This is a genomic window from Rhodococcus sp. 077-4 (assembly GCF_047782425.1).
Lineage (GTDB): Bacteria > Actinomycetota > Actinomycetes > Mycobacteriales > Mycobacteriaceae > Rhodococcoides.
On sequence record NZ_JAJPWC010000001.1, the window covers coordinates 1,266,062 to 1,285,330 of the forward strand.

The following is a 19,269-nucleotide window of genomic DNA, read 5'->3' on the forward strand; positions in this document are numbered from 1 at the left end:
CGTCGGTGGTCCGGCACCGATAAATTCGTACCTCGTGACGGTTTTCTGGAGTGTTGCGGTCTTCGTGCTGGTACTCGTCGTGGTCGGCTACGTCGTGAGCGTGGTGCGTCGGCTCGACCGGTTCAGCGTGCAGACGGAGCAGAGTCTGCGGTTGGTCGACGTCGAGCTCGAGCGACGGCACGAGCAGCTGGGCCGGTTTCTGACGGCAGCGGAGGCCACCGGGCTGTCCAACGAGCTGCTGCGTCAGCTCGGCGGCGCACGTTCGTGGTCCAGGGCCGTGCGCGATCGCGGTCTGGGGCTACAGGCGCAGGCCGCCGCCGAGAACGCGCTGTCCGCCGCGTTTCACGCCGTTCTCGCCGAGGCCGAGGCGCGTCGGACCGCAGTGGGCGATTGGGCATTCCAGGGCCCGGCAGGGGAATTGAACGTCACCGAGCGTCGCATCGCAGGCGCGGTGCGCGTGTACAACGACAACGCGTACCGCCTGTCGCAGGCTGTCGGCACCTTCCCGTCCTCGCTCGTCGCCAAGTCTCGCTCGCTGACCGCACCGGAACCGTTCGTGGAGACGAAGGAACTGCTCGACGAGCAGCGGTCGGCAGTGGAGGCGGCAGGAGCACGCTGACGGGGCGGTGGGTAAGTTCGTACCGACCCATCGACGATCGGTGGTGCGACGAGAGGAATCCGAACATGGCCCAGAGCGCCGCGAATTCGGATCGGCAGGAACTGGCCGATTTGGTGAAAGAGCTTGCCGTCGTACACGGGAAGGTCACGTTGTCCTCCGGCAAGGAAGCCGACTACTACGTGGATCTGCGTCGCGCGACTCTGCATCATCGGGCGGGAGCGCTGATCGGATCTCTGATGCGTGATCTGGTTGCCGATTGGGATTTCGTGTCGGTCGGCGGTCTGACCATGGGTGCAGATCCGGTGGCGATGGCGATCATGCATGCCGAGGGACGTCCGATCGATGCGTTCGTGGTGCGTAAGGCCGCGAAGACACACGGCATGCAGCGTCAGATCGAGGGGCCGGACATCGTCGGCAAACATGTTCTGGTGGTGGAGGATACGACGACGACCGGTAATTCGCCGCTCACTGCCGTGCAGGCTCTGCGTGACGCGGGCGCCACGGTCGTCGGAGTGGCCACCGTGGTCGACCGGGCGACCGGGGCGGACGAGGTCATCGCCGCAGAGGGTCTGGAATATCGATCCCTGCTGGGCTTGGCAGACCTCGGCCTGTAATCCCCCGGCCACGAAAGAGCTTGTCAGCGAACCAATTGCGCGACGACGACGAAATTGTCGTCCGTGGGTTCGCCGCCTTGGACGTCGCAGTTGGCGAGGATCAATCGGCCCGCCACCGAGCGTCGGAGCTCGTTGTCCGCCAGCAGGGATCCCTTCGGTAGGGGCCCCACCGATTCGACCGCGTACTGCAGAGTCCCGCTGGCTGTGCGCAACACGACGGTGTCGCCCGGCGTCACCACGCGCAATGCCTTGAACGGGGCGTCACGCTTCGAATAGTTGTGTCCGGCAACGACAACCGTTTGCTCGGTGTCGGTCCCCGGCATGCCGCTCTCGGCCCACCAGGCGGGCAGTTCGTCGACGGGGTTGAGCACCTGTCCGCTCTCCCCGCCGCGGTAGAGCGGTTCGGGATGGATGGGACTGCTCAGATAGGTCGACCCGTCCGAGGATCGCAGTTCGATGTACTCGGGTTGGGACGGTGCGACGTCGCCCGCCGGTGCAGCCCCCGAGATCTGCGACTGCACCGGCGAACGATCGGGTGCGGCGATCCCGACTTCGTCACTCGCACAGCCTGATACGAGTAGAACGAAGGTCAGGATCGCCGTCCGGAGCCAGCGAATACTACGAGGTGGCATCGGTGGAACTGCGGCGACGCAGGTAGAACGCTCCACCTGCAGCTGCGACGACGACCACGCCGACTCCGGCGAGAATCACTGGGGTGTTGGACGAGCTGTCCGATCCGCCCGACGCCTCGTTCGAGGAGTCACCGAGGGCCAGATCGACCGGCGGCAGATCGCCGGCAACGGTGACGACACCGTTCTCGTCGGTGGTGAAGTAATCCGCGACGGTGAACGATCCGTCCTCGTTCTTCACACCGACCAGTGAGACTCCGGTCTTGTCGACGACGACGGTGGTGTCGTCGACCTCGGTGACCGGGACGTCCTTCTTGACGACGTCGCCGAGGTTGATGGTCCACGTGAACTTGGGTCCGCTGGCGGCAAGTGCGGCTGCTGCCGCTTTGAGATCGGTCTCGACCTTCGCCTTGGCGTCGGCCTCGGACTTGGCAGCCGTCGCGGCGTCCTGAGCGATCTTCAGGCCGGCCGCGGCTTCTGTGGCCTTGGTCTTGGCTGCAGCGGCTGCATCGGTCTTGGTCTGCAAGTCGGCGTTTGCCGTCTCGACTGCCGCATTTGCCGTCACCAGTGCGGCTGCGGCCGCGTCGGCTTTGACCTGCAACTCTGCGACGTCCGCGTCGGACGGGGCGGCGTCGAGTGCAGCTTGGGCATCCGCAGCAGCCTTTGCCTTGGTGTCTGCTTCGACCTTGGCTGCGTCCGCTGCAGTCCTGGCATCGGCCGCCGCCTTCTCGGATGCGGTTTCCTCACCTGTGGCGGCTTCGGCTGCGGCTTCGAGGTTCTTGGCGTTCTGCTCGGCCACTGCGGCCAGTGCGGCAGCCGTCTGAGCTTCCACGTGCAGAGCGAGCGACTTCGCTGCGGTTGCTGCTGCGGCCCTGGTGGCAGCGAGCACCTTCGCGAGGTTGAAGTTCTTGAACGAGTCCTGCAGTGCTTGGACCGAGTCCTCTACTGCCTTGGTCGACGCATCGGCCTCGACCTTGGCGCTGGCGGCAAGTTCGGCCTTGGCATCTGCATCGGCGCGGGCTGCCTCGGCCTTTTCGGTGGCGACGGGGTCGCCCGAGACGGCTTCTGCCTCCAGCTTGACGGCCAACTCTTCGGCAGTCTTGGCATCGGCTGCAGCTTTGTCCGATGCAGCCTTGGTCTCGTCGGCCTTGGTCTTGAGCTCGGCAGCGTCGTTCTTGGCCGCGGTGACGGCGGCACTGGCAGCTTCGCTCTGGACCTTGGCGGTGGTGGCAGCAGTCACTGCCGCTTTCGCCTTGACGTCTGCCTCGGCCGCGGCAACCTCTGCCTTGGTGGCGTCGGTGCTCGCGGCGGCCTCGGCGGCCTTGGCGGTATCGAGCCGCACCTGGGCCGCTGCGGACGCTGCAGCTGCCTCTTTGCTGGCTGCTTCGGCGTCGGCGATGGCCTTCTTCGCGGCGTCGGACAACTGTGGGATGACGTCGAGGTTGACCGTCGCGGTGCCGTCTTCGTTGAAGACGACCCCACCGGTGACCTGGGGGAGAGGAGGAATGATCGAGGGAGCTGCGGGAGCCGGGACGGCCGCGGCAGCGGCCGCGTCGCCTGTTCCCGGGGCGGGAATCACCGCGGCGGGCAACTGCAGCTCCGCGCCGCCCTCGGCGGTTGCGGTACCGGATCCATCGACGGTGACGCCTGCCTCGCCGGTGGACGTTCCGGGTTCGGTTCCCTCGCCGGTTGCAGGTTCCTCGACAGCGGAGCTCTCCGGTGTCGTGGGCTCCTGAGCGCTGGCGATTCCGGGTGCGGCGATGGAAAGAGACAGAGCCATTGCGGCCCCGGCAGCGGCGAGGCGCGCCTTCTTGGACCTGGCGATCGACTTGTGCGACATAGAGATTGTGGCCCTTCGGTCAGTGGCAGCATCGAGCTGCGCGCACCCGCCCTCCCACGCGGAACGGGTGTTGTTGGTGAGTCACACGAACAACCGTGATGCAGCGACCGTAAACCAACCGGCCGGTCTCGGGAACCGAAAAGCGCTTTACTCGTGGTTTGGTTATGAAAGTGTTACGGATGGGACGTATGTGACGAGTGGGATTCTCGACATGAAACGGCGGTCGAGACGTCATCGTCTCGACCGCCGTGAAAACCCTGTTGGACGAACGTGATTCGGTCGCCGACCGGGACAAACAGGTTCGTGTCAGTGCCGGCTCAGCAGATCGGCGATATCGCGATCCCACTCGTCGTCTCGTCGACCGTCGTAGCGGAACCGCATCGCGAAGTAGAAGCCGATGAGAACGGTCGCGACGAGCACCCAGCTACCGATGGTGTCGAAGATGGCCGCTGCGGCGACGTCCGAGGAGGTCAGTGGCCGCAGACTCTGTTTTCCGCTGGCGTCGACCCAGATCTGCGCGGTGGTACCGACCGGAGATCCGGTGTCGACGCTGACGCGTCCGGTGTGTTCGACGCCCCGATAGACCCAGCGGGAGTCGACGGCGGTGACCGCTGGGGCACCGGACGAACCGAATTCGGTCGACGCGACGGGTGCAGTGTCCGCGACGGCCGTGGTGGTCGCGGTGACCTGGTGGATGGAAGTTCTCTGGTCCTCGAGGCGCTGTTCGTTCTCGGCGTGGGAGTCGACACCGATCCAGAGGGACACCGGAATCATGAGAACGAGCAGTGCGGTCACCCAGGTCTTGACGCGGGCCTGACGTACGTCGCAATCGCGGATCAGCGGGTTGGGCCGGTCGGCGAAGTCGACGCGTCCTGAACGGTCCTGCCCGGTGAGTTTGCGGCGCATGATGGTCCCCACTGCTTCGTAATGATCCGACCGACCTTTCCACGATGACGACGGGGCCTGGGAGTATCAAGCGATAGGGGCCAGCGTCACATGTGACTTCCACTGTGACGAGATTTCATGGTGGAGGTCAGGTTGTGAACGTCGGTCGGGTTCGGTGGGCTCGCGCGGGAGCGCTGGTCGCAGGTGCAGTGACGGTCCTCGCGGCGTCGACGGGCTCGGCCGCGTTGCAACGGATGGCCAAACCGTTGATCGTCCCGGCGCTGGCGACCGGGCTGAACCCGGCGCGAGATCGAGTGCTCCTGGCGGGTCTCGCGGCGGCAACGGTGGGCGACATCCTGCTGATCGATCCCGACGACGATTCGGCCCTGGAATGGGGCGCGCGTGCGTTCGCGGTGATGCAGGGCAGTTATACGTATCTGCTGCTGCGTGGGGGTGCCCGTCCGGCGGTGGTCGACGCGATTCCGCGGTACGCCGGTTGGGCGGCCGCGACGGCGCTGCTTGCCCGGCGGCAGCCCGCGGTGGCGTCGACCCTGTCCTTGTACGGGGCGATCCTGGCCACCACCTCGACGCTCTCCGCTCGATCCCCCTCGCGCGGCGGCGACAGGCGGCTGGTGATCGGCGGCGTCCTGTTCACCGTCTCCGATGCGCTGATCGTGTCGAGGCGACTGTTCCTGACCGAGGAGGGTCATCGCCGCGCTGCGGAGGCAGTGATCCTCTCGACCTACGTAGCGGCGCAAGTCCTACTCGTCGAGGCCCTGGCGTCGGGGTAGGAGTAGTACCCGCTCGCGATGGGCGGGGTCGACGCGGACGGCGATGACCGTGCCCGGCTCGAACCGCGAGGTGTCGGAGCTGGGAATCTCGTAGACGATCTTGCCGAAGTAGCTGCCCGAGCCGGGGACCGTGAATTCGAGATCCAGCTCGGCGGTGTCGTCGTCGATTCGGCGGAGGGCTTCCACCGTCGCCCAGCCTTCGACGCCGTGCTCGATCAGTTGTTTCTGCTCACGCGTCGGTCGTCCGGCCACCATCATGGCCAGTCCGAGAGCTGCGCCGAATCCGGCGACCAGGGCCGCCAGCTGGTAGGGGAGGGTGCCGGGTGGAGTGCGGTCTCGCAACCAGCCGATCCAGATCGCCAACACAACGGCGTAGACGATCGTCACGACGACGACGGCCCGCACGATTCTCGAGTTGTTCACTTCGGTGCTCCTGAGCCGCCGGGGACGGCTGTTTCGATATTCGACGATAGGGGGTTACCGGTAAGTAGGGTTACATGTACGGTGTTCGATGTGACTCGACCAACTGTCTTCATCTCAGGCGCTGCAGCCGGTATCGGCCGCGCGACGGCACTCAAGTTCGCAGCCAACGGCTACCTCGTCGGTGCGTACGACATCGACGAGACCGGTTTGGCTTCGCTCGGCAAGGAAGCTGCCTCGCTCAGCGGTCGGGTGATCACCGGCATCTTGGATGTAACCAACTCCGACCAGTGGGAAACCCGGTTCAAGGAGTTCGCCGCCGAAGGCGACGGTCGACTCGACATTCTGATCAACAACGCCGGAATCCTCGCGGCGGGTGCCTTCGAGGACATGCCGCTCGCGGTGCATCGCCGTCAGATCGACATCAACTTCAACGGCGTCGTCTACGGCACGCTCGCCGCATTCCCTTATCTGAAGGACACCCCGGGCGCACAGGTCGTCAACCTGTGCTCCGCGTCCGCCATCTACGGTCAGCCGGAGTTGGCGACGTACGGCGCATCCAAGTTCGCGGTGCGCGGTATCACCGAGGCGTTGGACCTCGAGTGGAGCAAGTACGACATCGCGGTCAAGGCGATGTGGCCGCTGTTCGTCCAGACGGCCATGACACAGGGTGTTTCGACGGGAACCACGAGTTCTCTGGGCGTCAAGCTCACCGTGAAAGATGTCTCCGACGCGATCTTCGCGGCGACGCGTCCGGTGAAGCGTCGGTTGCACAAGGTTCATTTCCCGGTCGGATTGCCCTCCAAGGCACTCTCGCTCGGCTCACGCTTCTCGCCCGCATGGCTCACTCGCGAGGTCAACCGGCGCCTGAGCCACACCTAGAAGTCCCTGCCCGACGATGCCGGCGCTTCGCCGGTATCGTCGGTCTTTCGAGCGATCGGTGTCGAAAGGTGGGTCGGGGTTTCTTCATGCTGAGTACGTTGTGGTCAAGCAGGACAAGGCAAATCGGCAAGGTGTGGGTAGCGGGGGCCGGTGTGGCCCTCGTACTCAGCGGTTGTAGCGGCGAGTCCGCCGCCCAGCCTCCGTCGCCGACCACCACACTTGCCCCGCCGACGACGACGATCGCGACCACGACGCCCGATGCCGTGACGACCACGGCGGAAGCGCCGCCGCCTCCGCCGCCCCCGCCTCCGGTCGAGCCGCCGCCCATCGCCGAACCGCAGACGACGTACGCGGCCATCGGCGGTGCGTACTACTTCACGTCTCCCGACGGTCTGTTCCAATGCGGCATCGTGCCACTGTCGACCCGTACCGAGGCCGGGTGCCAGGGCACGACCACTCCGGTCCCGCCGCGGCCCGAGAGCTGCATGATCAACTGGGGCAACGGTATTCGGGTGACCAATGACGGACCGGCCGCATTCATGTGCTCCGGCGGAGTGGTCTACACCTCGGGTGGGGAATCGATCGACCCGCCGCTCGCGGTCGGTGCAACCATTGCCGCCGGCGGATTCACCTGCACGTCCGCCGTTAACGGCATCTCGTGCGTCGACGACGCGACCGGCCACGGATTCCGCATCGCTCCTGACAGCAACGAAGTCTATTGAGCGAGAACATGATCGGCAGCGAACCGCCCTCGGACGACGTCGGCCCCACCGAGTGGGGTGAGAACCCCAACGGCGTCGGACCCTGGGCCGAGACACACACCGAACCGCCACCCGACGATCCCCGGTTGGATCCGGAACTGCTCGTCGGCGGTGACCGCCGCAATGTTGTCGACGCGTACCGCTACTGGCGGCGCGAGGCGATCGTCGCCGATATCGATACCCGACGGCATTGCCTACACGTCGCCATCGAGAACTTCACCAACGACGCCAACATCGGCACCGTGGTGCGCACCGCGAATGCCTTTGCTGCGCAGGCGGTGCACATCGTCGGACGGCGTCGGTGGAACCGTCGCGGTGCCATGGTCACCGACCGCTACCAGCACATCCATCACCACGATTCGGTGGAGACATTGATGGCGTTCGCCGCGGAGCAGGGTCTCGTCGTCGTTGCCGTCGACAACACCCCCGGTTCGGTACCGATCGAGACGGCGGAGTTGCCGCGAGAGTGCCTGTTGCTCTTCGGTCAGGAAGGACCGGGCGTCACCGCCAGTGCCCGCGAATCGGCGTCGATGACGGTATCGATCGCCCAGTTCGGGTCCACGCGCAGCATCAACGCAGGTGTCGCCGCCGGAATTGCCATGCACTCGTGGATCCGTCGTCATGCCGACCTCGACGCTGCGTGGTGAGCTGCGCACCGTTCCGGGGCGTGATGTAACGAATCAGCAACGCTAGTGGCAGGATTGCGGGCATGCAGGAGTTGTGGTCGCAGCGTGCGGACGCCGCGGAGGGGGCCGTCGTCGCACGGCACATGCGTCGGCTGTGGGGGCTGCCGGGCTCGGCATTGGGAGTCGTCGCCTGGCCTCCGGTTCGTCGTGAACGGTTGTTCCTGCGCTGGCACTACTGGTGGCAGGCCCACCTGCTCGATTGCGCGGTCGATGCTGCCGACCGTGATCCGACCGCCAAACGCCGTCGGCGATTGAACAAGATCACTCGGGCGCATCGCACCCGCAACATCAGCGGGTGGACCAACAACTACTACGACGACATGGCGTGGCTCGGGTTGGCGCTCGAGCGCGCGCAACGACAGCACTTCGTCGACAATCGCGGCGGCATCCAGCAGATCGAGATGGAATTGTTCGACGCCTGGGCTCCGGCCGAGGGCGGCGGCATCCCGTGGCGGAAGAAGTCGGACTTCTACAACGCTCCGGCGAACGGACCGGCCGCAATCCTGCTCGCGCGCACGGGTCGGCTGTGGCGAGCGCAGGAAATGTCCGACTGGATGGACCGCACCCTGAAGGACTCCCGCACGGGATTGATTCTCGACGGAATGCACTCCACCCGCGCACTGGTCGACGCGGGCAAACCCGGCGAAATGGAGCGCGCCGTCTACAGCTACTGCCAGGGCGTCACCTTGGGACTCGAGACCGAGCTCGCTGTTCTCCTGGGCGAACCACGGCATGCGAAGCGAGTGCACGAGCTGGTCGACGCCGTCGACAACCACCTGACCCGCAACCTCGTCATCACCGGCGGCGGTGGGGGCGACGGCGGCCTGTTCAACCCCATCCTCGCCCGCTACCTGGCCATGGTCGCGGTGGAGCTACCAGGTGACTCCGACGCCGACGACCGAGCGCGCGAACTCGCTGCCGCGATCGTGCTGAACTCGGCCGAGGCCGCGTGGGAGAACCGGCTGGAAGTGGAAGACAATCCACTGTTCGGAGCCGACTGGACACGCGAAGCGCGATTCCCGGGCCAAGGCCTGCACATCGCTACCTTCGCCGAAGGCACTGTTCGTCCGTCCGACGTGCCGGAGCGCGATCTCTCGGTCCAACTCGGCGGCTGGATGCTCATGGAAGCGGCCTACCGCGTCGCGGTTGCAGGCTTCTGACCGACTGCCGACCCTGACCGCCTAATCGACTACTTCGTCTACCTCGATGGTCTCCGCGGGGCGTGCCATCTCCTTGCGGTATTGCCAGATGCCCAGTCCGGTTCCGACGACGAGCAGCACGATCATGCTGATGAGCACCACGGGCATCAACCACGGTATGCCTTCGATGAAGGAGCCGAAGTAGAACCCGATCAACAGCAGCACCGGTGCCCAGATGATTGCGCCGAGTGTGCTGGCGATGGTGTAGCGGCGGTGGTCCATCTTCGCAGCACCTGCGACCAGCGGGCACAGGGTGCGGACCCAGGGGATCCAGCGTGCGACGAGCACCGCCCAGAAGCCGTGCTTCTCGAGCAGCAGATTCACCTTGTGCAGGTTCTTGGTGTTGAGGTACTTGCCGTTCTTGCGGGCCACCAGCGTCGAGCCGGTCCGATGGCCGATCATGTATCCCACCTGGTTGCCTGCGATGGCGGCGACCATCGCGCCGACCGAGAGTGCCCAGATGTGACCGGTGCCCGACGCATGTGTCGCCATCACGATTCCGGCCGTGATCAGCATCGAATCCCCGGGTAGGAAGAGGCCGATGATCACCGCGCATTCGATGAACACGAAGGTCATGACGACGATCCACACGACGAGGGGGCCCGCCGTCTGCAGCGGGCCGAAGCTGCCGACAGCCTGAGTGGACACGGCCTGCAGTGCTGTGTTCATCGAGTACACGGGCTGGATCTCTTTCGGAGGATCTCGATCAGGACTTGGTGTCCGGGGCGTCGACCTCGATCGCGTCGGCTGCCTCCCCGAGCGGAGTCCTACGGGCTTTGATCATGCGCTTGCCGACCTCGAAGACGATGGGCAGGACGGACACGGCAACGATGATCAAGAAGATGATGTCGACGTGATCGCGGATGAACGCGATCTGCCCGAGCAGGTACCCGAGCAGCGTCACGCCCGCGCCCCAGAGGATGCCGCCGACGACGTTGTAGGTGAGGAACAGCGAGTACTTCATGTGCGACGCACCGGCGACGACGGGCGCGAACGTGCGCACGATCGGCACGAAGCGCGCCAGGATGATCGTGATGGGACCGTGCTTCTCGAAGAATGCGTGCGATTCGTCGATGTACTTCTTCTTGAAGAAGCGCGAGTCGTTGCTCTTGAACAGGGCAGCGCCGCCCTTGGTGCCGATGAGGAAGCCGACCTGATCGCCGAGGATGGCCGCGATGGGGATCAGGATGACGAGCGTCCAGATGGACGCGAACGGCTCGATCTCGGTGGACTTCGATGCCGCGATCAGACCTGCCGTGAAGAGCAGGGAGTCTCCGGGGAGCAGCGGGAATAGCAGCCCCGACTCGATGAACACCACCAGTAGAAGCCCGACCAACACCCAGGTACCGAAGGAGTTGAGCAGGTTCACGGGGTCGAGGAAACCGGGCAGCAGGGCCAGGTTCGTCGTCATCGTTTCCGAGGCAGCAAGAAGACTCACCGCGCCCACACTACCGGCCGAAACTGGTAAGTCCTGAACACTCGGTGTCGTCCGACTGTGTTCCCGATGGCCTGTTCGTCGCCCTCGACGGGCGACGATGCGAGGCGAACGCGGGCGGGAGTGGAGCCTGCGGAATGACCGAGGGGTGCGGGCGGGAGTGGAGCCTGCGGAATGACCTGGGATGTGGGTACGCACGACACCGCGCCCGGAGGTTGCCATACTGCACAGGACACAATCGAGCTTCACTATCGAACTTCCATTGGAGGAATGACGCGTGCCTATCGCAACTCCCGAGGTCTACGCCGAGATGCTGGGCCGGGCGAAGGAACACAAGTTCGCCTTTCCGGCAATCAACTGTGTGGGTTCCGAGTCCATCAATGCCGCCATCAAAGGCTTCGCCGACGCGGGTAGCGACGGCATCATCCAGTTCTCGACCGGCGGTGCCGAGTTCGGCTCCGGCCTGGGCATCAAGGACATGGTCGTCGGCGCTGTTGCGCTCGCCGAGTTCGCTCACGTGATCGCCGCCAAGTACGACGTCACCATCGCTCTGCACACCGACCACTGCCCCAAGGACAAGCTGGACACGTACGTGCGTCCGCTGATCGCGATCTCGCAGGAGCGCGTCGACGCCGGCAAGAACCCGCTGTTCCAGTCGCACATGTGGGACGGCTCGGCCATCCCGATCGACGAGAACCTCGAGATCGCCAAGGACCTGCTGGCGCGCGCTGCGGCCGCGAACATCATTCTCGAGGTCGAGATCGGTGTCGTCGGCGGCGAGGAAGACGGCGTCGAGGCCGAGATCAACGACAAGCTCTACACCTCGAACGAGGACTTCCTCAAGACCGTCGAGGCGTTGGGCGCAGGCGACGCCGGCTCGCGTTACCTGCTGGCGGCGACGTTCGGCAACGTGCACGGCGTCTACAAGCCGGGCAACGTCAAGCTCAAGCCGTCGGTGCTGGCAGACGGTCAGCAGGTCGCGTCGGAGAAGCTTGGCCTGGCATCGGGCTCCAAGCCGTTCGACTTCGTCTTCCACGGCGGATCGGGATCGGCGAAGAGCGAGATCGAAGAGGCACTCGAGTACGGCGTCGTGAAGATGAACGTCGACACCGACACCCAGTACGCATTCAGCCGTCCCATCGCCGGACACTTCTTCTCCAACTACGACGGTGTGCTCAAGGTCGACGGAGAGGTCGGCAACAAGAAGGCCTACGACCCGCGCAGCTACCTCAAGAAGGCCGAGGCCGGCATGACCGCCCGCGTCGTCGAGGCCTGCAACGACCTCAAGTCCGCAGGTCGCAGCGTATCCGCAGGATAGAGCGGCTTCGCCGCATGTGAGCGGAACTTCGTAGTGGGCCACGAAGTTCCGCTCACATGGGTGCTCAGCTGCACACCTTCCACTGATCGCCCTCGAGGCGCAGGTCGAAGGTGCGCGGCGACCGATCGTTCGGGTTCGCGTCGGTGTGCGCGATCACCTGAGCGATGGCAGTGGAATCGTCGGAAACCTGAATGGCGTCGATGCTGTCGACGGTTGGGATGTTGCCCTGCTCCGACGAGACGCGGTGGACATCGGCGAATTCCGCGTCCGGGATGTCTCGGTAGAACGTCGCGAGGTCACCACACGAGGTACTGCGCAGCGTGGCGAGGTCGCCGCCGGCCAATGCTCGGGTGAACGATTCGACGGTCGTTCTGATCCGGGCCTCCGGTGACTCGTCGACGCTCGTCCGGTCGTTCAGCAAATACGCACCTGTTGCCACGGCCGCGATCACGACAACCGCCGCCACCAACGCCGCCCACCACTTCTTGTGACTCGGCTTGTCGGTTGCCGTCGGTGCGGGTCCGATTCGCTGAGGACCGACCTGCTTGGGTGCGGGCTGCTGCGGCTCGATCTTCCGAGGACCGATCGGCGGCGGGAGGGCTGCCGGCGATTTCTTCTCTGCCGCAACATCTTTCGCCGGAGAATTCGACGGGACTCGCGGCGGGATGCGACGCGGGGCCGCAATGGGCTTTGCGACCGGCTTCGCTTCCGACGTAACCGGCATCGCTTCCGACGTGACCGGCTCAGCTTCCGAGGCGGCCGGCTTCTCGACCGAGGTTGCCGGCTTCTCTGGAACGGTGACGATCTTCTCGGTCGGGGAATCGACGCGCTCGTCGGTCCGCTTCTTGCTCAGGTCGATCTTCTCGGTGGCTGCGTCGGCCTCGGAGGGCGCCTTCTTCTTCTCGTCCGGCATACATTCTCCCTCGTTCACCGAATTCTTCCGAAAACCCAGATGTTCTCGATTTCGTCAGCTGGCAGCCTATCGACCGTGTCTGCTGCTCAGCACGAGCGATGCGGGGGTGTTCGGACACGATTCGGTGACGTAGGGGCACAATGAGCGCCATGACTTCTTTCGGTGATCTGCTCGGACCCCAACCCACACTGTTGCCAGGCGACGACGAGGCCGAATCTGCCCTGCTGAACCACCAGGCTCCCGAGACGGTCGCGGCCGCACACCCGACGGCGTCCATCGCCTGGGCTTACCTTGCCGAGGCCGCGCTCGAATCGGGTGCCACCATCACCGCGTACGCCTACGCTCGTACCGGCTATCACCGAGGACTCGACCAGTTGCGTCGTAACGGATGGAAGGGATTCGGGCCGGTCCCGTACAGCCATGAGCCCAACCGCGGATTCCTCCGATGCGTCGCAGTCCTCGCCAAAGCTGCCCGCGACATCAGCGAGCACGACGAGTACGCCCGGTGCCTCGACCTCCTCGAAGACTGTGACCCCAAGGCAGCAGAAGCGCTCGGCCTGGGCTGATCGAGCCCGCGCCGGTCGAAAGCGGCTGAAATCGGGTAGCGCGCGTCTGAAGTTGTCGCTGCTGCCGATCATCCAGTGCGCGTTGGCCGCAGGGGTGGCGTGGTTCGTGGCGACGGACATCGTCGGTCACGACAGCCCGTTCTTCGCGCCGATCGCCGCGGTCGTCTCGCTCGGCGTTTCACTCGGTGCGCGCTTGCGTCGGTCGGCGGAGCTCGTCGTCGGGGTGACGGTGGGCATCGGCGTCGGAGATCTGCTGATATCGCTGATCGGCAGTGGGCCGTGGCAGATCGCGTTGGTCGTGGTGTTGGCGATGTCGGCGGCGGTGTTCCTCGACGGCGGGCCGATCATCGCGATGCAGGCCGGATCGTCCGCGGTGCTGGTGGCGACGCTCATTCCTCCGGGCAACATGGGTGGCCCCAACCGCATGGTCGACGCGTTGGTCGGTGGTCTGGTCGGCATCGCGATCGTGGCGTTGATCCCGACGCATCCGGTGTGGCGGGCCCGCAAGGACGCGGCGAACGTGTTGGCGACGGCTGCGACTGTGTTGCAGAAGGTGGCCGACGGGTTGATGGCCAACGATCCCAAGCCCATCGCGGAGGCATTGCAGAAGGCCCGCGCGACGCAGTCCGGTATCGATGCTCTGCGGACCGATCTCAAGGGCGGCCGGGAGATCGCGCGGATTTCTCCGATGTACTGGAATCACCGCAATCGTCTGGCTGCGCTCGCGGCAACGGCCGATCCCATCGACAACGCCGTTCGCAATATCCGGGTGCTCGCGCGACGGTCGTTGACGCTGGTGCGCGACGACGAGATCCTCGATCCCCGCGTCGTCGACGAGGTGGAGAAGTTGGCGCACGCCGTGGAGGTGTTGCGACAGATGGTCCTCGCCGATCCCGGGCAGAAGCCGGACGCGGCAGAAGCGGCGCGAGTGTTGCGGTCGGTCGCAGCCGGTGCCAAGCCGGAGTTGATCTCGAACGCCGGTCTTTCGGCGACGGTGGTGCTGGCGCAACTGCGGTCGATCATCGTCGACCTGCTTCAGGTCGCCGGGCTCAAGCGCATTTCCGCGTTGGCGACACTTCCGCCGACGGTGAAGCACCCGCACGTCCCGCCGGAGTTGTGACCCCAGCACGCCGTTGCATATATGCGCATGTACGCATATGGTGACTCCCTGAAGTCGAATTCGATCGCGAGGGGGAGCCATGGGTGCGGGTCACGGGCACAGTCACGGCGTGGGCGGGCACTCGCCCGCAGGTGCGGGGCCGCCGAGGTCTCGCGTGCGCAAGATGGTCATCGCGCTGGCGATTCTGGCGGTATTCCTCGTGGTCGAGGCCGCTGTCGCCCTGGCGATCGGGTCGCTGGGTCTGCTCGCCGATGCGGGCCACATGCTCACCGACGTGATCGGCATGTCGATGGGTCTGATCGCCCTGGTGCTGGCCCGTAAGGGAAGTGCCGCAGCGGCAAGGACTTTCGGCTGGCATCGAGCAGAGGTGCTGACGGCCATTGCGAATGCCGTTCTGCTACTGGGTGTTGCGGTGTTCATCATGTACGAGGCCATCTCGCGTATCGGCGATGCTCCCGAGATTCCCGGCTTGCCACTGATCCTCACTGCGTCGGCGGGTCTTGCGGCCAACGTCGTTGTCATGCTGCTCATTCGCGGTGACGCAAAGGATTCCCTGGCCGTGCGCGGTGCATACATGGAAGTGCTGGCTGATGCGGTCGGCAGCGTCGGAGTTCTCGTAGGCGGCGTGCTGATGGTCGTGTTCGGGTGGACCTGGGTGGATATCGTCGTCGGCGTACTCATCTCACTGTGGGTGGTTCCGCGGGCCATCACGTTGGCCGGGTCCGCCTTGCGCATTCTCACGCAGGCGAGTCCCGCCGACGTCGATGTGGACGCGCTGACCGAAGACCTGGGCGCTCTACCGGGAGTGACCGGAGTTCACGATCTGCACGTGTGGACGCTGACGACCGGTATGGACGTGGCCACAGTGCATCTCGAGTGCGAGGGGTCGTCGTCGATGGTTCTCGACCGTGCCCGGTCGTTGCTGTCGACGTACGGTCTCGACCACGCCACCGTGCAGGTCGAACCCACCGCGCACGGTCGAACCTGCAAGGAAGAGCTCACCTGGTGACGGTGCGCACCTCGGAACCGGGGCGCCACACATCGATCTGCATGTGATCGTCCACCAGCGACGTCAGCACGACCTCGGTGATATCGAGGTCGAACACGTGGTACGGAACCAGTTCGTCCGGGGCAGCGTCGAATATCGGTTGCAGCACAGCGGGATCGGTGATTTCGACAGCTCTGCCGCCGATCTTCGCGTCCCCACCCTCCATCGAATGGTGACCCGGATTGCTGTGGATGGCGAACCGTCCGTCGCGCTGCAGGTCTCGCGCTTTGACGGCACCGAGCATCGAACCGAGACGCAGTACACCACTCTCATCGAACTCGACCTCGGTTCCGCTCACACGCGGTGAGCCGTCCGCGCGAAGCGTCGCGAGGACATGGTGCTTGTGAGCGGTGAATCTGGCCCGCACAGCCGAGGCCAGGGTCGGTGCGGCTGTCGAGAAGTCGTTCCACGTCGTCATGGGAGAAGTATGCGACCCACTACCGACACTGTCGGGAAGGTCTGCACGCTACTTCCCGACAGCGGCGGAATCCCGTCGATCGCGTTCGATATCGGGCAGTCTTTCCCGGCGCTCGAGCTACAGCCAGAAACGCATCAGGTAGTTGCCGTTGCCGGCGAAGAACTCGGGAACTCCGGACAGTCCGAACAGGGTGTAGATCAACCCGAAGAATGCGGAGTTGACTGCGGGCACGAACAGCAACGCCACGAGGACGAGGATTCCGTAGCCCTTGAACTGGTTCAACGATGCCCGCGTGGCGTGCGAGAGCGAGGGCTCCAGTGCGGCGTACCCGTCGAGGCCCGGGACCGGAATCAAGTTCAGGATCGTGGCCATGATCTGCAGGAACGCCAGGAAGCTGAGCCCGTACCAGAATGCCTGATGGGTGCCTTCGGTTCCGAACAGCCTGATGACGATCAGGAGTGCCACGGCGACAACGGCATTGGCGAACGGTCCCGCGAGGGCGATGCGGCGTTGTATCGCCGCCGAGAACTGGCCGGTGCGCAGGTACACGGCACCGCCCGGCAGACCGATTCCCCCGATCGCGATGAACACCACCGGCAACACGATCGAGAGCAGCGGGTGGGTGTACTTCAGCGGGTTCAGCGTCAAGTACCCGCGCAGTTCGACTTCGCGGTCGCCGGCGCGGAAAGCGGTGTACGCGTGACCGAATTCGTGCAGGCACACCGAGGCGATCCACCCGGCGAGTACCAGAACGAACACCCCGAGACGTGCGGTGAAGGACGTGACGTCCTCGGCCGTCCAGGCGAGGGCGCCGCCCACGCCTGCCACGGCAAGAACGGCCACGAACACCGGGCTCGGTAGAACGGGACTGCGGCGCAAGGGAACCGTCATCGGACCAGCAACCACTCCTGATGGTGGCGGTAGAACGTCGACCTCTTCACCGTTCTGTCGCCGGCGATGCCGTCGCGCATCAGGTTCGCGGCGGGGGAGCCGAGCTGCATCGCGCGTCCGCTCACCCAGCGGCGGGGCAGAAGGCGATGCCGGCTGATCACTCGCGCACGCAGACCCGGCAGATCCGGAGTGGGTGCCACCTCTATGCCCGGTACGACGCCGGAGAACAACCGGGTGTCGTCGACGTAGGCCTCACCCTCGAGTTCTGCGCCGCCTGCACCGCCGAGGAGCGCACGACCGACGACGGCCTTGCCTGCGTCGTCGCGAATGAGGGGCATGCTCGACGCCGTCCCGGTCAACGCAACTTTCGCAGCGCGGGATCCGGTACCGAGTTTGTAGATGTGGGCGGCGTCGGTCGCGGTCTCCGGCACGAAGGCGACCTCGACGTGCAGGCGGTCGGTGCGCATCAGTCTGGTCAGCACGGCGGCCAGCGAGGCGTCGTCGCCCAGCACGACGATGCGTGGTGAAGGGGCGGATTCGATGTCGGCGAACAGCGCGTTGCAGTCGTCGTCGGTCGGGACGGCGTCGGCGTTGCGCAGTGGGACGTCGGTCAGCGTGATCGGCAGCAGCGGATTTCCGCAGTGCAGAACGAACGGTGTCACGGCGCTCCTTGATCTTCGGTCAACCCTCCAGCGACCATAGTGCCCTCGTTGGGTCTCCACCGTAGCGGCATGCGTGCCAGCTCACCGGCTCGGCTAGACTGTTCTCCCGGCCACTGTCGCGCCTGCGACAAATGGTGACGGCTGCGTTCGATCGAGCAAAACTTTGCAGCGCGTCCTCGCAAAAAGCAACGTAGGAGAGCACATGCCGGCGATAGTCCTGATCGGCGCCCAGTGGGGCGACGAGGGCAAAGGCAAAGCCACCGACCTTTTCGGCGAACGCCTCCAGTGGGTCGTTCGCTACCAGGGCGGCAACAACGCCGGCCACACCGTGGTCCTTCCCAACGGCGACAAGTTCGCGCTGCACCTGATCCCGTCGGGAATCCTCACCCCGGGCGTGAAGAACGTGATCGGTAACGGCGTCGTCGTAGATCCGGGTGTGCTGCTCACCGAGCTCGACGGCCTCGAGAAGCGTGACGTCGACACCACGAACCTGCTGCTCAGCGCCGATGCGCACCTGATCATGCCGTACCACGTGGCCATCGACAAGGTGACCGAGCGCTTCCTCGGTGCCAAGAAGATCGGCACCACCGGGCGCGGTATCGGACCCTGCTATCAGGACAAGCTCGCGCGCGTGGGCGTCCGCGCCGCCGATGTGCTCGACGAGAAGATCCTGACCCAAAAGGTCGAGGCCGCACTGGAATTCAAGAACCAGGTGCTCTCGAAGATCTACAACCGCCGGGCGCTGGATCCGCAGCAGGTGGTCGACGAGGTGCTCGAGCAGGCCGAGGGCTTCAAGCACCGCATCACCGACACCAGGTTGCAGCTCAACCTGGCGCTCGAGCGCGGCGACACGATTCTGCTCGAGGGGTCGCAGGGCACCCTGCTCGACGTCGATCACGGCACGTACCCGTACGTCACGTCCTCGAACCCGACGGCGGGTGGCGCATCGGTCGGTTCCGGTATCGGCCCCAACAAGATCGGGACCGTGCTCGGCATCCTCAAGGCGTACACGACGCGTGTCGGCTCGGGCCCGTTCCCGACGGAGCTGTTCGACAATCACGGTGCGTATTTGGCGAAGCAGGGCGGCGAGGTGGGCGTCACCACCGGGCGTGCACGTCGCACCGGATGGTTCGACGCCGTCATCGCGCGTTACGCCACTCGCGTCAACGGCATCACCGATTACTTCCTGACCAAGCTGGACGTGCTCTCCAGCCTGGACACCGTGCCGATCTGCGTTGCATACGACGTCGACGGCGTCCGGCACGACGAGATGCCGATGACGCAGACCGGGTTCCATCACGCGAAGCCGATCTACGAAGAGATGCCCGGTTGGTGGGAAGACATTTCCGGCGCGCGTACGTTCGAGGAACTGCCGATCAACGCGCAGAACTACGTCCTGCGACTCGAAGAGCTCTCGGGTGCATACATGTCGTGCATCGGCGTCGGACCGGGCCGCGACGAGACCATCGTGCGCCGCGACATTCTGCGGTAGACGAGTTCAGCTGTACCGAAGCCCCGAGGCGTACTGCCTCGGGGTTTTTTGGTGTCCGGACACGGGCGTCGAACGTCGGT

22 protein-coding genes are annotated in these 19,269 nt (G+C 65.2%); 12 read left to right on the forward strand and 10 right to left on the reverse strand.

What is annotated here, in order from left to right; all coding sequences use genetic code 11:
• Positions 1 to 34 precede the first annotated feature (34 nt).
• On the forward strand, positions 35 to 619 hold the full coding sequence (locus ACNEOT_RS06150) for a LemA family protein (protein WP_415972984.1): 585 nt from the start codon (positions 35 to 37) through the stop codon (positions 617 to 619).
• 65 nt (positions 620 to 684) lie between these two features.
• Complete coding sequence (pyrE, locus tag ACNEOT_RS06155; protein WP_415972986.1) at positions 685 to 1,233, forward strand: orotate phosphoribosyltransferase; 549 nt, start codon at positions 685 to 687, stop codon at positions 1,231 to 1,233.
• A gap of 23 nt (positions 1,234 to 1,256) precedes the next feature.
• On the opposite strand, the gene ACNEOT_RS06160 is transcribed toward pyrE, so the two are convergent.
• The 3 genes from ACNEOT_RS06160 to ACNEOT_RS06170 form a co-directional block, all read right to left on the reverse strand.
• The gene (locus ACNEOT_RS06160) at positions 1,257 to 1,754 is read right to left on the reverse strand and encodes a class F sortase (RefSeq protein ID WP_415972988.1); all 498 of its coding nucleotides are present in this window, start codon (positions 1,752 to 1,754) and stop codon (positions 1,257 to 1,259) included.
• A 97-nt stretch (positions 1,755 to 1,851) separates the two neighbouring features.
• Entirely contained in the window at positions 1,852 to 3,702 is a 1,851-nt protein-coding gene (locus ACNEOT_RS06165; RefSeq protein ID WP_415972990.1) for a hypothetical protein, read from the reverse strand.
• A gap of 306 nt (positions 3,703 to 4,008) precedes the next feature.
• Positions 4,009 to 4,608, reverse strand: a complete 600-nt coding sequence (locus ACNEOT_RS06170) for a hypothetical protein (RefSeq protein ID WP_415972991.1) — start codon at positions 4,606 to 4,608, stop codon at positions 4,009 to 4,011.
• 134 nt (positions 4,609 to 4,742) lie between these two features.
• Between ACNEOT_RS06170 and ACNEOT_RS06175 the strand changes: the two genes are divergently transcribed.
• Positions 4,743 to 5,378, forward strand: coding sequence for a lysoplasmalogenase family protein (locus tag ACNEOT_RS06175; protein ID WP_415972993.1), 636 nt, complete (start codon positions 4,743 to 4,745; stop codon positions 5,376 to 5,378).
• Here the strand turns inward: ACNEOT_RS06175 and ACNEOT_RS06180 are convergent.
• Positions 5,349 to 5,801: a DUF3592 domain-containing protein gene (locus ACNEOT_RS06180; RefSeq protein ID WP_415972995.1), complete on the reverse strand. Its 453-nt coding sequence runs from the start codon at positions 5,799 to 5,801 to the stop codon at positions 5,349 to 5,351. The two genes, ACNEOT_RS06175 and ACNEOT_RS06180, sit on opposite strands and share 30 nt — an antisense overlap.
• Before the next feature lie 90 nt (positions 5,802 to 5,891).
• Between ACNEOT_RS06180 and ACNEOT_RS06185 the strand changes: the two genes are divergently transcribed.
• From ACNEOT_RS06185 to ACNEOT_RS06200, 4 genes are all read left to right on the forward strand, one after another.
• Entirely contained in the window at positions 5,892 to 6,680 is a 789-nt protein-coding gene (locus ACNEOT_RS06185; RefSeq protein WP_415972996.1) for an SDR family oxidoreductase, read from the forward strand.
• Positions 6,681 to 6,766: 86 nt separating this feature from the next.
• Positions 6,767 to 7,402 (forward strand): DUF6636 domain-containing protein, encoded by a 636-nt coding sequence (locus ACNEOT_RS06190; RefSeq protein ID WP_415972998.1) that lies wholly within the window; start codon positions 6,767 to 6,769, stop codon positions 7,400 to 7,402.
• An 8-nt stretch (positions 7,403 to 7,410) separates the two neighbouring features.
• Entirely contained in the window at positions 7,411 to 8,088 is a 678-nt protein-coding gene (locus ACNEOT_RS06195) for a TrmH family RNA methyltransferase (RefSeq protein WP_415973000.1), read from the forward strand.
• A gap of 62 nt (positions 8,089 to 8,150) precedes the next feature.
• Complete coding sequence (locus tag ACNEOT_RS06200; RefSeq protein ID WP_415973002.1) at positions 8,151 to 9,287, forward strand: glycoside hydrolase family 76 protein; 1,137 nt, start codon at positions 8,151 to 8,153, stop codon at positions 9,285 to 9,287.
• A gap of 21 nt (positions 9,288 to 9,308) precedes the next feature.
• On the opposite strand, the gene ACNEOT_RS06205 is transcribed toward ACNEOT_RS06200, so the two are convergent.
• Together ACNEOT_RS06205 and ACNEOT_RS06210 are read right to left on the reverse strand one after the other, a co-directional pair.
• The gene (locus ACNEOT_RS06205) at positions 9,309 to 9,995 is read right to left on the reverse strand and encodes a DedA family protein (RefSeq protein WP_415973004.1); all 687 of its coding nucleotides are present in this window, start codon (positions 9,993 to 9,995) and stop codon (positions 9,309 to 9,311) included.
• Positions 9,996 to 10,032: 37 nt separating this feature from the next.
• Positions 10,033 to 10,737, reverse strand: coding sequence for a VTT domain-containing protein (locus tag ACNEOT_RS06210; protein ID WP_415973674.1), 705 nt, complete (start codon positions 10,735 to 10,737; stop codon positions 10,033 to 10,035).
• Between the two features lie 301 nt (positions 10,738 to 11,038).
• Here ACNEOT_RS06210 and fbaA point away from each other — a divergent pair, with 301 nt between their 5' ends.
• Positions 11,039 to 12,079: a class II fructose-bisphosphate aldolase gene (gene fbaA / locus ACNEOT_RS06215; protein ID WP_415973005.1), complete on the forward strand. Its 1,041-nt coding sequence runs from the start codon at positions 11,039 to 11,041 to the stop codon at positions 12,077 to 12,079.
• A gap of 64 nt (positions 12,080 to 12,143) precedes the next feature.
• On the opposite strand, the gene ACNEOT_RS06220 is transcribed toward fbaA, so the two are convergent.
• A complete protein-coding gene (locus tag ACNEOT_RS06220) occupies positions 12,144 to 12,992 on the reverse strand; it encodes a hypothetical protein (RefSeq protein WP_415973007.1) in 849 nt (282 codons plus the stop codon).
• Between the two features lie 149 nt (positions 12,993 to 13,141).
• Here ACNEOT_RS06220 and ACNEOT_RS06225 point away from each other — a divergent pair, with 149 nt between their 5' ends.
• The 3 genes from ACNEOT_RS06225 to ACNEOT_RS06235 all read left to right on the forward strand — a co-directional run bounded on the left by ACNEOT_RS06225 (position 13,142) and on the right by ACNEOT_RS06235 (position 15,687).
• A complete protein-coding gene (locus ACNEOT_RS06225) occupies positions 13,142 to 13,558 on the forward strand; it encodes a DUF3151 domain-containing protein (protein ID WP_415973009.1) in 417 nt (138 codons plus the stop codon).
• A gap of 52 nt (positions 13,559 to 13,610) precedes the next feature.
• The gene (locus tag ACNEOT_RS06230; protein WP_415973676.1) at positions 13,611 to 14,678 is read left to right on the forward strand and encodes an FUSC family protein; all 1,068 of its coding nucleotides are present in this window, start codon (positions 13,611 to 13,613) and stop codon (positions 14,676 to 14,678) included.
• 79 nt (positions 14,679 to 14,757) lie between these two features.
• Positions 14,758 to 15,687: a cation diffusion facilitator family transporter gene (locus ACNEOT_RS06235; protein ID WP_415973010.1), complete on the forward strand. Its 930-nt coding sequence runs from the start codon at positions 14,758 to 14,760 to the stop codon at positions 15,685 to 15,687.
• Here the strand turns inward: ACNEOT_RS06235 and ACNEOT_RS06240 are convergent.
• From ACNEOT_RS06240 to ACNEOT_RS06250, 3 genes are all read right to left on the reverse strand, one after another.
• Positions 15,677 to 16,144 carry a pyridoxamine 5'-phosphate oxidase family protein gene (locus ACNEOT_RS06240; RefSeq protein ID WP_415973011.1) on the reverse strand — a complete coding sequence of 156 codons (468 nt, stop codon included), beginning with the start codon at positions 16,142 to 16,144 and terminating at the stop codon, positions 15,677 to 15,679. The genes ACNEOT_RS06235 and ACNEOT_RS06240 overlap by 11 nt on opposite strands.
• 117 nt (positions 16,145 to 16,261) lie before the next feature.
• Positions 16,262 to 17,035 carry a site-2 protease family protein gene (locus ACNEOT_RS06245; protein WP_415973013.1) on the reverse strand — a complete coding sequence of 258 codons (774 nt, stop codon included), beginning with the start codon at positions 17,033 to 17,035 and terminating at the stop codon, positions 16,262 to 16,264.
• Positions 17,032 to 17,697 carry a hypothetical protein gene (locus ACNEOT_RS06250; RefSeq protein WP_415973015.1) on the reverse strand — a complete coding sequence of 222 codons (666 nt, stop codon included), beginning with the start codon at positions 17,695 to 17,697 and terminating at the stop codon, positions 17,032 to 17,034. Before ACNEOT_RS06250 ends, ACNEOT_RS06245 begins: the two co-directional genes overlap by 4 nt.
• Before the next feature lie 202 nt (positions 17,698 to 17,899).
• Here ACNEOT_RS06250 and ACNEOT_RS06255 point away from each other — a divergent pair, with 202 nt between their 5' ends.
• On the forward strand, positions 17,900 to 19,189 hold the full coding sequence (locus ACNEOT_RS06255; protein WP_415973017.1) for an adenylosuccinate synthase: 1,290 nt from the start codon (positions 17,900 to 17,902) through the stop codon (positions 19,187 to 19,189).
• Positions 19,190 to 19,269 lie beyond the last annotated feature (80 nt).